Origin of the sequence: Dactylosporangium salmoneum, from assembly GCF_039532525.1 — a bacterium.
Classification (GTDB): domain Bacteria; phylum Actinomycetota; class Actinomycetes; order Mycobacteriales; family Micromonosporaceae; genus Dactylosporangium; species Dactylosporangium salmoneum.
Window position 1 is genome coordinate 140,207 of record NZ_BAAARV010000024.1, and the last position, 13,881, is coordinate 154,087.

Here is a 13,881-nt window from a genome sequence, read left to right on the forward strand (position 1 = left end):
TTCCGCGCTTGAGCATCGATACCGTCCGCACATTTTCGGTACATTCGACCACTTCGTGCGGCTCGGTCCCCTGGCCGCTGCAGCCCTCGACAGACGGGGCCGAAACCGGGAAAATCGGACTATAGTGGCCTGGTGCACGTCGGTTCGCGGTCGCGACTGGTGCGACTGATCCCTCCTTCCCGGAGGGTCGGAATCATGGTCGCGATCTTGATGATCGTGGTGGAGACCATTTTGCTCTACCCGCTGCGATCGATCGTGCAGCCGTTGTCCCCGGGCATGATCTACATCATCGGCGTGCTGGTCGTCTCAGTGGTGTGGGGGACGCGGCTGGGCATCGCCACATCAGTGGCGAGCACCCTGGCGTTCGCCATCTTTCACATCGCGCCCTTCGGCAAGCTCGCCGTCTCGGATGTGCGGGAACTGTTCGAGGTGGGGGTCTTCCTCGTCGTCGCGGTGGCCACGAGCGTCGCGGCGAACGTGTTTCGGCTGCGCATCGTGCGGGCGGAGGAGTCCGACCTCACCGCCGACATGGCCAGGCTGCTGCTGCACGCGGACGATCCTGCCCAGGTACTGCCCGAGGTCGCGCAGCGCATCGCAGACGCGCTCGAACTTCCGGACGTCGCGATCGATCACGCCGTCGCTTCCGACGATGACCGGCAGTGGGCGTTTCCGTTGCATGCCGGCGCCACCTCGCTGGGCACCCTGCGGGTGCCTAGCGGGGCGCCCGAGCCGACGGTGCGGCGTCTGCGGGAGCGCGTCGTGCCGTCGCTGGCATCGCTGCTGGAGGCCGGGTACGAACGCGCGGCAATGGTGGAGTCGCTGGGTTGGCTCGCCACCGAACAAGCAGCCTTGAGGCGGGTGGCGACGCTCATGGCGAGAGGTGGCCCTCCACCCGAGGTCTTCGACGCAATCACCACGGAGCTGCACGGGCTTTTGGCTGACGGCACTCTGCAGGGTCAGTACTCCACGTCGCTGCTGCGCTACGAACCCGACAACATGGTCAGCGTCCTGTCGACCACCCTCTCCGGTCCCACCCCGGAGCAGCTGCAATGGTCGGCGGAGGGCCAGAACCTTTTGGCGGTGGTGCGGGACACGGGCCGGCCCGCCCGGATGGACAGCTTGGAAGGCGCCACCGGTCCCGCCGCCGCGCTCGCACACCAGCTAGGCATCCGCTCCGCGGTCGTGGTCCCGATCGCCATCGAAGGGCAGCTGTGGGGCGCGGCGACCCTAGCGTCGGATCAGCCCGGTCCGCTGCCACCCGATATCGAGGCGCGTTTCGCGAACTTCGTGGACCTCGCCGCCACCGCAGTCGCCAACGCCGACAGCCGAGCCGAACTCGCCGCATCCCGCGCCCGGCTCGTCGCCGCCACGGACCAGGCCCGTCAGCGGATCGAGCGCGAGCTGCACGACAATGCGCTGCAGCAACTCATCGGCATCGGGCTGCAGCTGGGTCTCGTGCAAGCCAGTCTGTCGCCCGAACTGGACCGGACCAAGGCGGAGCTGTCGAACGCCGTGTACGGCCTGAACAGCGTCGTGGACAACATGCGAGAGATCTCGCGGGGCATCCATCCGACACTGCTCGCAGATGGCGGGCTGCAACCCGCGATCAAGTCACTCGCCCGCAAATCACCGGTACCGGTCGAACTCGACATCCATGCCGAGCAGCGCATGCCTCCGGTCATTGAGGTGGCCGCGTATCACGTCGTGTCCGAAGCGCTGACCAACACGGCCGAATACGCCCACGCCTCCGTCGTCCAGGTGGAGGCGACAATGCGGGACGGCACGCTGCGCCTGTCCATCCAGGACGATGGTGTCGGAGGGGCCGACCCCCATCGCGGCTCTGGCCTGACCGCCCTGCTGGACCGGGTCGAAGCGCTCGGCGGACACCTGACCATCACCAGCCCCACCGACAGCGGCACGTTACTGCAGGCCGATATCCCGATCGAGCTTCCCGAGCCCCATCCCGACGTCGCCCGGCCGTTGCAGGGACACCGACCATAGCAAAGCTAAGTCCGACGCCCGCCATGACGACGGCTGACGACCGCATCGTTCCCTCGACCTGGCCCCGCCCCGCACGCAACGCCCTGCCGTCGATCTCGCCCAGCGGATCACCTGTCGGCCGGCTCTCGGAGGCTTGCGCAACGAGGATGAGCGCGCCGCCTCATGCCGCGGCGCGGGTGCTGCGGCTGGCGGGTCAAGGGAGAGCTGGGCGGTCTCCTCGGCCGAGAGCAGGCCGGCGGTCCAGCGGAACACGGCGGGGAACACGCGCAGCAGCGTGTGCGCGGTCCAGGAGCGCACAGCGTCCGTCGCGGGCAGGTCACGCAGCAGAAGGGTGTTGCGGGCGTCGGGGCCGTCGAGGAAGAAGACGGCGGAGATCTCGTCGCCTCCGCCGAGGATGTCGACCCAAACGGTGTCGGTGCGGCGTGTGAGGGCGTTGGCCACCTGACGAATCCTGTTGGGGCGGCAGCGGATGCGCAGAGCGAGGGGAACTGTTCCGGGGAAGTACGCCGGGTTGCGCACGGCGGTGGCGCGCAGGGTTCCGTCGGCATACAGGGGAACAGCGCGGCGGACGACGGTCCGCTCTGACAGTCCCAGGCAGCGGCCGACCTCCCGCCAGGAGGCACGGGGCGCACCGTCCCGGCCGGCGGCGTGATCGGTCGCGAGGCCGGCGTTCCCGCGCCGCGCTGCGCCCTCCGGGGTCTGTGCGTCACCCGACCCGGTAGAGCTCGGCGACGGCGGCGATGTCGGCGTCGCGCAGGCCGGCCGAGGCCGCCTCCTCGTACCGGTGCAGCACAGCGCCCGCGGCGGGCAGGCTGACCCGGGCCCGGCGGGCGATGTCGACGGCCAGGCCGGCGTCCTTGGCCCCGAGCGCGGTGCTCCACCAGCTCTCCTGCGGGCCGGTCAGGATGTCCTCGAACCGGTTCCGCACCCCGGCCACCACCGGGCTGGTCGCGAGCAGCTCCCGCAGCTCGTCGTCGCGCAGGCCCCCGGCGCGGCCCACGGCGAACGACTCGGCCAGGGCGACCACCTCCGACAGCAGCATCAGGTTGCTCGCCAGCTTCGCTGTCAGGGCAAGGGACGGGGAATCGTACCGCAGGACCGAGCCGGAAATGGCCGTCAGCACCGGCTCCAGGCGGCGTACGACGTCGGCGTCACCGCCGGCGAGGAGCACGGCCTGCCCGGCGGTCACCGCGTCCGGGCTGCCGAGGACGGGCATGGCCACGAACCGGCCGCGGTACGCGTCGGCGAGCTCCGCGCTGCACTCCGGCGACACGGTCGATGCGTCGACGTAGACGGTGTCACCGCCGATGGTGGAGCGCAGCGCCCCGAGCGCCACCGCCCGGACCGCCGCGTCGTCGGTCAGCATCGTGATCGCGACGTCGGCCCCACCGACCGCGTCGCCGACGTCCCGCGCCTCCCGGCCACCGTCGGCCACGATCTCCCCGGCCTTGCCGGGCGAGCGGTTCCACACCGTCACCCGGTGACCTCCGGCGAGCAGCCGCCGGGCGATGGCGCGGCCCATCCGCCCCATGCCGAGCACCGCGACATCCATGGTGCCTCCCGTTCTCGCTCGCGGGCTGAAGCGTTGCCGGAATCCAGCCAACCGTCCCGGTACGGGATTGCCCTCACCCGGCGAGGAGCGGCCCATCGAGTCGGGCGGTGTGGGGGACGGTCGCGTCGTCAGCACCAGCCTGCGCCCGCGTGGCTTCCGTGCCGTCCAGGCCGGCGGCAGCGAGGCGGGGACGGTGACGCGACCGAACCGGCCGTGGCGACGCGATCGTGCCGGAGCGCCAGCACGTCTTCAAGGTCAGCCGTAGCGATGCATGCGGTGAGATAGCGCACCTCGTGGCGCCGGGAGGCGCGCGACACTCACGCGGGATCGATCCGCAGCAGTATGCTCTTCGCGCTGGTCCCGGGCCCGGGCGTCGTCGCGAAGAGCGCGTACAGGCTGATGCGAGCCGGCGTGCCGGGGACCCGCAGCGCGTAGCCGAGCGTGTGCGACGCGAACGGCCCGGTGCGTGGCAGCACGTGTGCCGGTCCGAATGTCTCGTCGAGCTCGCGCCGTGTCAGCGTGCCGGCCGTGAATCGCAGCTCGAGGCTCGCGCGCGAGAGCTCGCCGGCCGTGACCAGGCACTCGCTCGCGCCCAACGGCGGTGGGGTCGTCGGGATGCCGAGCGCGCCGCGGATCTCGGCCTCGCTGCCGGTCGCCACCGCGCACAGGCGTTCGCCCATCGCGCGCAGCGCGCCGGCAACGGACGACCGCTCGGGCGCGTCCTGCAGGATCGGCGCGAAATGGACCTTCAGGCGCGCGAGCTCGGGGGAGTCCGGCTCCACGCCCTGCGCGTAGATCGCGAGCCCCTCGCTCGCGTGTCGTGCCGCATCGGCGAACCGCCGCTGCGCGTGGAGCAGCTTCGCGTAGAACAGCCTGCGCGTGCCCAGGATCACGTGCCGAGCCGGCGTGACCTGTGCTTCCGCTTCGATCGCCTGGACGATCCGTTGCTCGCTGCGCCGCTCGTCACCGAGATCCAGCCACAGCGCCGACACGGACGCGTACATGTCGGCGCGCGCCTGCGCGTCGGCGTCGATGTCCGCGAGCATCGCGTCCGCGGCCGTAACGAGCTCGAGTGCGCGCACGCGATCCTGCTCCAGGCGTAGCTGGACCCGAGCTCCGGTGACCAGATTCTTGACGGTTGCTCGTTCAATCATCGTCGCCCCCACGTCTTCTCGTCGGTGAACGGAACGTCCGCGCCGTCGCGGTGGCTGCTCGAACTCGGCGTTGAGCGCAGCGTCGTCCTGCCGTGCAGCCGTAGTCGAGGATGGGGGAGTCCCCGTCAGTGTCCGGCGGCGGGCTGGAGCAGGTCCGCGATCTGCCGCGCGTCGGGATGGCCGAGTTGCTCGTAGCGTTCGTACGCCTCCCGCCATGCCTGCCGCGCGTGGTCGGGCCGGCCGGATTCGTGCAGCACGTGACCGAGTTCGGCAAGCGTCGCCGCCTCGTTGTAGAGGTCGCCGAGGGTCTGGTAGAAGCCGATGGCGTCGCGGTAGCAGCGGGCGGCCCGCTCGTGGTCGCCGAGATGGCGGTGCGCGTGGCCGAGCGTGTCCCACGTGGCCGCGACCGCTGCGGGGTCGTCGACCTGCTGGAACATCGCCAGCGCCTGCTCGCAGTGGTTGACGGCGTCGGCGTGGCGCCCGAGAAGGGTGTGGAACCAGCCGACGGCGTTGTGCAGCCGGGCCACGCCGGTGGTGTGGCTGGCGGTCTCCGCGATCGCGAGGGCCTGTTCGGCGAGGGCGAGGCCGCGCTGCGCGTCACCATCAGCCTCGGCTCCCCAGGCCAGATCCTCGAGGACGATGGTCTGTCCGGGGACGTCGCCGCTCGAGGTGAACAGGTCGAGCGCCTGACGCAGCAATGGCCCGGCTTCGCCGTGCTGCCCGGACCTTGCGTAGCCCATGCCGATGCTGTGCAGCGAGCGGGCCAGTGCGCCGCGGTCACCGAGTCGCCGGGCCGCGTCCGCGGCGACCTGGCCGGCGGCGCGCAGTGCCTGCCAGTGGCCCTGTCGCAGCAGGTACGGTGTCAGGGTCCACGCGAGCCGCCATGCGTGCTCGTCAAGACCGAGTGCCGCCGCGCGGGCGGAGGTGGCGGACAGCGCCTCGTGTTCGGTGTGGAACCATGCGAGCGCGGCGTCGACCTGACCCGGTGGCTCGGCCACGACATCGTCCCGCCGTGCGGGCAGCGTGATGGGCACTTGGAGCGGGTCGAGCAGGAGCGCGGCGGGGTGCGCGGTGTGCAGGTAGTGATCGGCCAGCCGAAGCATCGCCGCTCGGCGGTCCTCCGCGCTGTCGGTCGTCTGTGACTGCTCGGCAGCGTAGGCCTTGAGCAGGTCATGCAGCATGTACCTCCCGGCGGCGTGCTCGGTGACGAGGTGCGCCGAGGCCAGCTCGGCCAGTAGCGAGCGGGTGTGCGCCGCCGGCAGGCCGGCCAGGCTGGCGGCGGCCGGCTCCTGGACGTCGGCGCCCGGATGCGTTGCGAGCAGGCGGAACAGCCGGGCGGCGTCCCGGCCGAGGGCCAGGTAGGACCAGGACAGCACCGCCCGCAGGTCGGTCACGGGATCGCCGCCGTCGAGGGCGTCGAGCACGGTGGAGGCGTCACGGAGTTCGGCCGTGGCCTCTGCCAGCGGCAGGTGCCGGCGCGTGGTGATCCGGGCGGCCGCCACCGCCAGTGCCAGCGGAAGCCGGGCACAGCGATCGACGATCTCGTCGATCAGGGGTTCCGTGGCCTGCGGCGGGCCGCCGATGCGGCTCGTGAGCAGCTCCCGGGACTGCTCGGCGGTCAGCCGGTCCAGGACCAGCGGGGTGGCGCCTTCGATCGCGACCAGCGACCGCAACGGGTCCCGGCTGGTCACCACGGTCAGGCAGCTCGGCGCGCCGGGCAGCAGCGGCCGCACCTGTTCCGCGTGGCGGGCGTTGTCCAGCACGACCAGCAGCCGCCGGTCGGCGATGGTGCTGCGGTACACGGCGGCGCGTTCATCCGGGTCGGAGGGGATCTGCTGCGCCGGAACACCGAGCGCGTTGAGGAACGCGCGCAGCACCGCGGCCGGATCGAGCGCGGCACCCGACGGGTCGAAGCCGCGCAGGTTGACATGGAGCTGCCCGTCCGGGAAACGCGCAGCGGCGGTGTGTCCCCACCGTACGGCCAGGGCGGTCTTTCCCACGCCGGCGGTGCCGGTGATCACCGCGATCGAGGTGCCCGGAGCATCCCGTTGCGTGGCACGTGCGAGCGCGTCGAGCTGGGCCAGCTCGGGTTCGCGTCCGACGAGACCCGCCATCGCCGGCAACTGCGCCGGCACGGGCCGGCGACGAGGACCCGGGTGCCGCTCCAGCGCCGGGTCCTGCTGCAGGATCTGCCGCTCGAGCCCGCGCAGCGCCGGCCCGGGGTCCAGGCCGAACTGTTCGGCGAGGTGGTCGCGCAGCCGGTGGTAGACGGCGAGGCCCTCGGCGCCGCGCCCGCACCGGTACATCGCCAGCATGAGCTGTCCGGCGAGCCGCTCGCGTGCCGGGTGCGACGCGCACGCATCGGCGAGCTCGTCCAGCAGCCGGGCGTGCTGTCCGAACCGCAGCCGGATGTCGAAGCGGTCCTCCACGGCTCGGAGGCGGGCCTCGGTGAGCCCCGCGCTGAGCCGGTCGCGTACGTCCGGTGGTGCGGCGTCCGCCAGCGGGGTGGTGCCGGGCCACAGCGCGAGGGCCTGGTCCAGCAAGGTCAGGCGCCGCTGGTCCGAGGTCTCCGTGTCGGCCTCGCCGAGCAGCGCGCGGAAGCACTGCGCGTCGACCGCCATCGGGTCGATCCGCAGCGCGTAGCCGCCGCCGACGCCGATGATCGCGGCGTCGGCGGCGCGCACGGGCGCGAACGCGGTACGCAGCCCCGACGCGCACACCCGCACCGCGTGCCGGGCGGTACGCGGAGGCGCCGCCGGCCACATCAGGTCGACGATCCGATCGACCGAAACCTGCCGGTTCGCCTCCAAGGCCAGGATCGCCAGCAGCAGTCGCTGCTGGCGAGGACCGAGGTGCAGCGGGCCCTGCGGTGTGTGCGCCGACACGGCGCCGAGGAGACACACCCGCACCGGTTCGAGCGGTGGCTCGATGGGCCGCGAACGCATGATCACCCGTCCCGCGTCGTGAGGTTGGCTAACGCCGCCCGACGCTATCTCGCCGTCGCAACCCGGACGCCGGCCGTCGCGAGGCCGCTGCGAGCACGCGGGTGCGACGCCTCGGCCCGGCGACAGGAGGCCCCCAGGTCGTGGTCCACCGCGCCGTGCTCCGCGGCTGGACGAGGTGTGCCGGGCCGGCGAGGTCCGGTCGAGAGCGGCTTTGAACGAACGCTGATGTTGTTCTGAACCCGTCTGCCGATCCTTGATCGGCATGGCCCGGAACGGGCCGGTTCGCCTGCCCGCACCTCGCGGGCAGGATCTGGTGATCGGAGGATGAGCATGCGCGTACCCGCGAGGGCGAAGCGCTTGACACATTGGGCGCTGCTGGTCGCGCTCCTGGGCGCCACCCTTGCCGGCTGCGGGGCAGCGGCGCAGGACACACCGGCGACCGCGCAGAGCGCGGCCGGCAGCACGTACCCGGGCACCGACGAAGGCGCCAAAGCGCTGATGGAGGCGTTGGGGACAGGCAACGATCCCACGCTCGTGCAGCACCTGGAGCCGACGACCCAGGACTACCAAGCCGTGTTCGAGGGCGACGTCGCGGCCAAGGCCGAGCGGTACTACAAGGCGAAGCTGTGGAACGGCAGCGCGGTCAAGATCGCCGCGAAACCGGAACAGACCGACCTGAAGGTCTTCAAGGCCACCACCGAGGAGATCCGGGCCTGGTCGCCGGACGTCGAGGCGAACTTCCCCGCCGGCTACCAGCAGATCGGCCCGCACCTGAAGCCCGGCCTCACCGTGTACCGGTGGAAGTACACCGAGCCGGGCGACGACCTCGGGCTCGCCTTCGAAGGACTGGTCAACGTCAACGGGCACTGGGTCTGGATCCCCAAGGTATGGCAGGTCCTGGACGAGTGAGTCCGAATGCCCGGTGAGTGATCGGATCTCGGGAGATGCGATGGACGGATGCGGTGGCGAGCATGCCGTAATTGGTGTGAATAGAGGTAAATGACTCAATACCGCGCCCCGGCGGTCACGGTGCTGCCGTGGCCGCCGGGGAAGGGGCGTGTCGCGTCGGCGACACATCTCTACCGGGACGGGGCAGGCGGGTTCATAGTCGAGAGTCAAAGCGTCCGCAGTTGTTTGGACGCGCTTCTCACGTCACCTTGTGATGCGCAGGAACGCCCCGTTCGAGCGATGTGGTCGCGGAGCCGCCTGAGGCCTCGTCGCACGGAGGCGCCATGAACACGCGCACGGCATCCCGCCGAACGTCGAGTCCCCTCAGATTCGGGTGGAGATGTGTCGCCGCGGCCGTTGTGGTGGTCGTGGTCAGCAACGTCGCGAGCTTGGCGGTCACGCACGCCGCCGCCTCGACGGTTGCGGCAGTCGATGCCGCGAACGTTGCCCAGCGTGGTACGCCGGTCAGCACCACCGACAGCACCGGCAGCGTTGTCTCCAAGACGTTCAGTACTCCCAGCGCGGCGGTGGCCGGTGACCTGCTGGTCGCGTCGTTGTCGTACAAGACTCCGGGGTTGTCTGATATCGCCAACACGGCGCCGACCGGCTGGACCAAGATCCCCGGTGAACTGTTCGACGTCGCGGTCACGACCGGCTCGCACCTGGTGGTGGCGGTGAAGGCCGCGGTGGGGGGAGCGGAGTCCGGCACGTGGGGATTTGCGAGCGCGCCGGCCGGCATGGTGATCTCCGTGCTGGCGTACTCCGGCGCCGACACCACGATCAACACGGCGAATGGCGTCTACCCCTTCGAGCGATACGGCTACAAAGTGGAAGCCGGCGGGTCCAATACCACCGTCCACACCGCCCCGGCCTTCACGCCGACAGTGGCGGGGAGTTGGGGCTTCGCGGCCTTTGCCTCCCGTGCCTCCGAGACCTGGACGCCGGGCGCGGGGCTGACCGAACGCTCCGACACCAGAGCCGCCACATCAGCCCAGGCCACACTCGAGACCAATGACTCCAACGGTGTCATCGCCACCGGTAGCCCGATCACCTACTCGAGCACGGAGTCCGGCGGTACGTCGGTGCAGGTGAGCTTTGCCGGGAACATCAAGCCGAGCGGTCAGGCGCAGCCGCAGCTGCCGACGGTGACGACCGGCAGCGCCACGAGCGTTGCCAGCACTGCCGCGACCATCGCCGGAACCGTCAACCCCAACGGGTTGAGCACCACCTATCACTTCGAGTACGGCACCACGACGTCCTACGGGACCCAGACGCCCTCACCGGACGGTTCGGCCGGGTCCGGCACCACCGCAGCCCAGGTCTCGGCGAATCTCAGCGGCCTGACTGCCTCCACGACCTATCACTACAGGCTCGTCGCGACCAGCTCGGCAGGCACCACCAACGGCTCCGACGCCACCTTCACCACCGGCGCCGCGGGCAGCATCGGCTATGCCGGGCCGGCGACACCGGGGGCGGCAGCGACCGGTGAGAAACCGGAGAGCAAGCTGTGGTGGAACGACGGCGTGTGGTGGGCGGTGCTCTTCGCCACGGCCAGCCAGACCCACCACATCTTCCGGCTGGATCGGTCGACGCAGACCTGGATCGACACCGGCACGCAGACCGACAACCGGGTGAAGTCGCGCTCCGACACCCTGTGGGACGGTACCCACCTCTATGTCGCCTCCCACGTGACGGCCAGTTCGTCCAGCGACGCCACGTCCGGCAACCCGGCCCGGCTCTACCGCTACAGCTATGCGCCCGCGACGAGCACGTACACCCTGGACGCCGGATTCCCGGTGCAGATCGACAACTACTCCAGCGAAACGCTGACCATCGACAAGGACTCCACCGGCGTCCTGTGGGCGACCTGGACCCAAGGTTCGAAGGTCTATGCGAACTCCACCACGGGCAGCGACACGACGTGGGGCACGCCGTTCGTGCTCCCGGTCACCGCCGCGACGTCGCTGGATCCCGACGACATCTCGTCCATCGTTGCCACGGGCGACCACAAGATCGGCGTGATGTGGAGCAACCAGGTCGATTCGGCGATGTACTTCGCCACCCACGCCGACGGTGCGGCGGCGGGAACGTGGTCGGCGGCCGTCGCGGTGCTCAGCGGTCCCGGTTGGGCTGACGACCACATCAACCTCAAGGCGGACCAGTCCGGACGCGTCTACGCGGCGGTCAAGACCAGCTTGGACGACGTCGGCGGCGCGGGGACGGCGCCACAGATCATGCTCCTGGTGCGGGACCCCTCGACCGGTGGCTGGGCGAGCTACCCAATCGGGCGCATCAGCGACTGCCACACCCGGCCGATCGTCATGCTCGACTCCGAGCACCAGGTCATCTACGTGTTCATGACTGCGCCGGACACCGGGTGCCCGTTCTCAGGATCCGACGGGACGATCTTCATGAAGAGCTCCCCGATGGGCAGCGTCTCCTTCCCGCTGGGCCGCGGCACGCCGGTCATCAGAGATGCGCTGTCGCCGCACCTGAACAACGTGACCTCGAGCAAACAGCCGGTTACCAGCGCAACCGGCCTGGTCGTCATGGCCAGCAACGACACGACGCAGCGGTACTGGCACGCGGACATCCCGCTGGGGTGATCGTGGGGGACAGGGTCGGGTGCCCTCCCAGGCCGCTGGGCGCTCTGACCCGGCGGTGTCCACTGTGGACCCGCAAGCGCGTGCTGCCGCGTGGGTGGTGCCGCACCGCTTCGGGTGAAACGGGCTACGGGCCGAGATTTCTGGCGCCCTGCTCCTTGAAGGTGAGACCCACCTGAAGCTGCGGCAGCAGACGTCATGGCCTCCGGGCTGCGCTTCCCAGCTGTGCGGGTCCTACTCTCGCCCGCCCGCCTTCTCACCCGCCTTCTCGCCCAGGCGCACGGTGGGGTGATCGCCGTGGCCAGGCATGCGGCATTGGGCATCACGGCCGTGCTGGAGTCCACATCGGACGGTCGGGTCTGATCGGCTGGCTACGTTCGTGGATGTTGCGACTACGGGCGTTAACGCGCTGTTAACGTCACGTTCGGATTAGGGCGCAGCCGGCCGCATCGGCGCGGCGTATCGATGCATTCGCTTCGGAAGCCCATCGGGGGAGGGGTTTGATGAGGACTACGGCACGTTTCGATCAGGGTGAGACGCGAAGGACCAACGGCAGGCTGGAAAGCAATGTGGCGGCCTGCGTCGCCGGGACGAACCGATGACCGGATCCAGCGACATCCACAACGTCGTGGGCCCCGCCGTCGGCGCGTTGCCCGCGCCGGAACGGGACGGCGAGTCATTGCTGAGCCTCCCCCGGATGCGGGGCTGGCCCGAACACATCGCGGCCGAACCCATCAGCGGGATTCCCGGTCGGCAGAGCGTGAGCGTGGTCATTCCCACGCTCAACGAGGAGAAGAACATCGCCTGGGTGCTCAAGCGCATGCCGTCCATCGTGGACGAAGTCGTCCTCGTCGACGGGCACTCGTCCGACCGCACGGTGGAGGTCGCGCGCGCCACCCGGCCCGACATCGTGGTGCTGGCCCAGAACTGCCGGGGCAAGGGAGACGCGGCGCGGGTCGCCTTCGCCGCGGCGACCGGCGACCTGATCGTGATGATCGACGCGGACGGCAGCATGGATCCCGGCGAGATCCACCGGTACGTCACGCCGCTGATGAACGGGTACGACTTCGTGAAGGGCTCCCGGTTCCTGGCCGCCGGCGGCTCGTTGGATCTGACGGCGCTGCGGCGGATCGGCAACCAGATGCTGGTCCGGATGACGAACAGCATGTTCCTCGTCCGCTTCACCGATCTGTGCTACGGGTTCTGCTCGTTCCGTCGCGAGTGCCTGCCGTCGCTCGCCCTCACGGCGCACGGCTTCGAGATCGAAACCGAACTCGTCGTACACGCCTTGAAGGCGGGTCTTCGTATCGCCGAGGTGCCGAGCACGGAACTGCCGAGGCGGTGCGGCACCTCGAACCTGCGCACGTTCCGCGACGGCCAGCGGGTGCTCCGCACGCTGATCCGGGAGCGGATCGTGCGGCGACCGCGGCCGATCGTGGACCCGATCGACCACCGGGTCCTGCTCACCTGGCAGTCGCTGACCACCGAACTGCTCGACACCGAGGAGGCCCGGCCGTGACCGGCCATGCGGGCCCATCCGCGGACTCGACGGGCGCGCTGCGGGCGGCGGCGTGAGCGCGGGTCTCGGCCTACGGCCCCGGTCGCGCCGAGCCGCCGGCACGAGCGCGCCGCTCGTGACGAGCCCGGCACCGGTCGACGCGTGGCGGGAGGTGCTCGCCTCCGCCCCGCGAGCGCTGCCGACACAGTCGCCGGAGTGGCTGGAGTGCATCTGCGCGGTCGACGGGTACGCCAACGCCTCGCGGCTCTACCGGACCACGGACGGCCGGCGGCTGGTGCTCCCGTTGGCGCGCCGCGCACTCGTCGGCCCGTTGATCGCGATGGAATCCTCGCTGCCGATCGGGTGGGGAGCGGGCGGTCTGCTCGGCGAGGGCGGCACCGTCCGGCCCGAGGACGTACAGATGGTCCTCGGCGACCTTGCCGCGAGGCGCATGGTCAGCGCCTCGTTGCGTCCCGACCCCTCCACCGCGGAGTCCTGGGAGCAGGGCTGCCCGCCCGGGGTCCGGCGCGAGCCACGCATGGCACAGACCCTCTCCCTCGCCGGTGGCTTCGACGAGGTCTGGCGGACCCGGTTCCGCAGTGACACCCGCAACCGGGTCCGGCGAGCCGAGCGCGCCAACGTCGTGGTCGAGCGGGACGACACCGGCCGGCTCGTCCCGGTCCTGCAGGAGCTGTACGCCAAGTCCGTCGACCGGTGGGCACACCAGGACGGCGTACCGCTCCCGCTGGCACGCTGGCGGGCGGCACGGCTGGAGCCGCCCCACAAGCTGAGCACGGTCGCCCGGGTCCTCGGCCCGCGCTGCCGGATCTACGCGGCGTTCGTCGACGGGCGACCGGCCGCCGCGATCGTCGTACTGCTCGGCCAGGCGGTGGCCTGTATGTGGCGGGGCGCGATGGACGAGGAGCTCGCCGGCCCCACGTACGCCACCTACCTGTTGCACCGCACCGCCATCGAGGACGCGGCCGAGGGTGGGTGCGTGTCGTACCACCTGGGCGACTCCGCCCCCGGCTCGTCGCTGGCACTCTTCAAGAGCCGCTTCGGCGCCGTTGAACAACACTATGCCGGCTACCGGCTCGAGCGAATGCCGATGGGCTCGCTGGCGCGTCGTGCGCGTGGCGTGGCCAGTGCGACGCTGCGGCGCATGAGAGGGCGTGGGTAG

9 protein-coding genes are annotated in these 13,881 nt (G+C 70.7%); 5 read left to right on the plus strand and 4 right to left on the minus strand.

Annotated features, from left to right (window positions below; translation table 11 throughout):
• Positions 1–195 precede the first annotated feature (195 nt).
• The gene (locus ABD352_RS15395) at positions 196–2,001 is read left to right on the plus strand and encodes a sensor histidine kinase (RefSeq protein WP_344613032.1); all 1,806 of its coding nucleotides are present in this window, start codon (positions 196–198) and stop codon (positions 1,999–2,001) included.
• Here ABD352_RS15395 and ABD352_RS15400 read toward each other — a convergent pair.
• The 4 genes from ABD352_RS15400 to ABD352_RS15415 form a co-directional block, all read right to left on the minus strand.
• A complete protein-coding gene (locus ABD352_RS15400; protein WP_344613033.1) occupies positions 1,921–2,442 on the minus strand; it encodes a hypothetical protein in 522 nt (173 codons plus the stop codon). The genes ABD352_RS15395 and ABD352_RS15400 overlap by 81 nt on opposite strands.
• A gap of 265 nt (positions 2,443–2,707) precedes the next feature.
• On the minus strand, positions 2,708–3,553 hold the full coding sequence (locus ABD352_RS15405; protein ID WP_344613034.1) for an NAD(P)-dependent oxidoreductase: 846 nt from the start codon (positions 3,551–3,553) through the stop codon (positions 2,708–2,710).
• Between the two features lie 317 nt (positions 3,554–3,870).
• Positions 3,871–4,719: a hypothetical protein gene (locus ABD352_RS15410; RefSeq protein WP_344613035.1), complete on the minus strand. Its 849-nt coding sequence runs from the start codon at positions 4,717–4,719 to the stop codon at positions 3,871–3,873.
• Positions 4,720–4,832: 113 nt separating this feature from the next.
• Positions 4,833–7,652, minus strand: coding sequence for an AfsR/SARP family transcriptional regulator (locus ABD352_RS15415; RefSeq protein ID WP_344613036.1), 2,820 nt, complete (start codon positions 7,650–7,652; stop codon positions 4,833–4,835).
• Positions 7,653–7,982: 330 nt separating this feature from the next.
• Here ABD352_RS15415 and ABD352_RS15420 point away from each other — a divergent pair, with 330 nt between their 5' ends.
• The 4 genes from ABD352_RS15420 to ABD352_RS15435 all read left to right on the plus strand — a co-directional run bounded on the left by ABD352_RS15420 (position 7,983) and on the right by ABD352_RS15435 (position 13,881).
• Positions 7,983–8,561, plus strand: a complete 579-nt coding sequence (locus ABD352_RS15420; protein ID WP_344613037.1) for a hypothetical protein — start codon at positions 7,983–7,985, stop codon at positions 8,559–8,561.
• Positions 8,562–8,968: 407 nt separating this feature from the next.
• On the plus strand, positions 8,969–11,206 hold the full coding sequence (locus ABD352_RS15425; RefSeq protein WP_344613038.1) for a hypothetical protein: 2,238 nt from the start codon (positions 8,969–8,971) through the stop codon (positions 11,204–11,206).
• Between the two features lie 595 nt (positions 11,207–11,801).
• Positions 11,802–12,722: a glycosyltransferase family 2 protein gene (locus ABD352_RS15430; protein ID WP_344613039.1), complete on the plus strand. Its 921-nt coding sequence runs from the start codon at positions 11,802–11,804 to the stop codon at positions 12,720–12,722.
• Between the two features lie 115 nt (positions 12,723–12,837).
• Positions 12,838–13,881: a GNAT family N-acetyltransferase gene (locus ABD352_RS15435; protein WP_344613040.1), complete on the plus strand. Its 1,044-nt coding sequence runs from the start codon at positions 12,838–12,840 to the stop codon at positions 13,879–13,881.

What these genes read in the sequence shown, in the direction of transcription:
- ABD352_RS15395 (WP_344613032.1), top strand. Translation starts at nt 196, where the DNA reads ATGGTCGCGATCTTGATGATCGTGGTGGAGACCATTTTGCTCTACCCG.
- ABD352_RS15405 (WP_344613034.1), bottom strand. Translation starts at nt 3,553, where the DNA reads ATGGATGTCGCGGTGCTCGGCATGGGGCGGATGGGCCGCGCCATCGCC.
- ABD352_RS15415 (WP_344613036.1), bottom strand. Translation starts at nt 7,652, where the DNA reads ATGCGTTCGCGGCCCATCGAGCCACCGCTCGAACCGGTGCGGGTGTGT.
- ABD352_RS15420 (WP_344613037.1), top strand. Translation starts at nt 7,983, where the DNA reads ATGCGCGTACCCGCGAGGGCGAAGCGCTTGACACATTGGGCGCTGCTG.
- ABD352_RS15430 (WP_344613039.1), top strand. Translation starts at nt 11,802, where the DNA reads ATGACCGGATCCAGCGACATCCACAACGTCGTGGGCCCCGCCGTCGGC.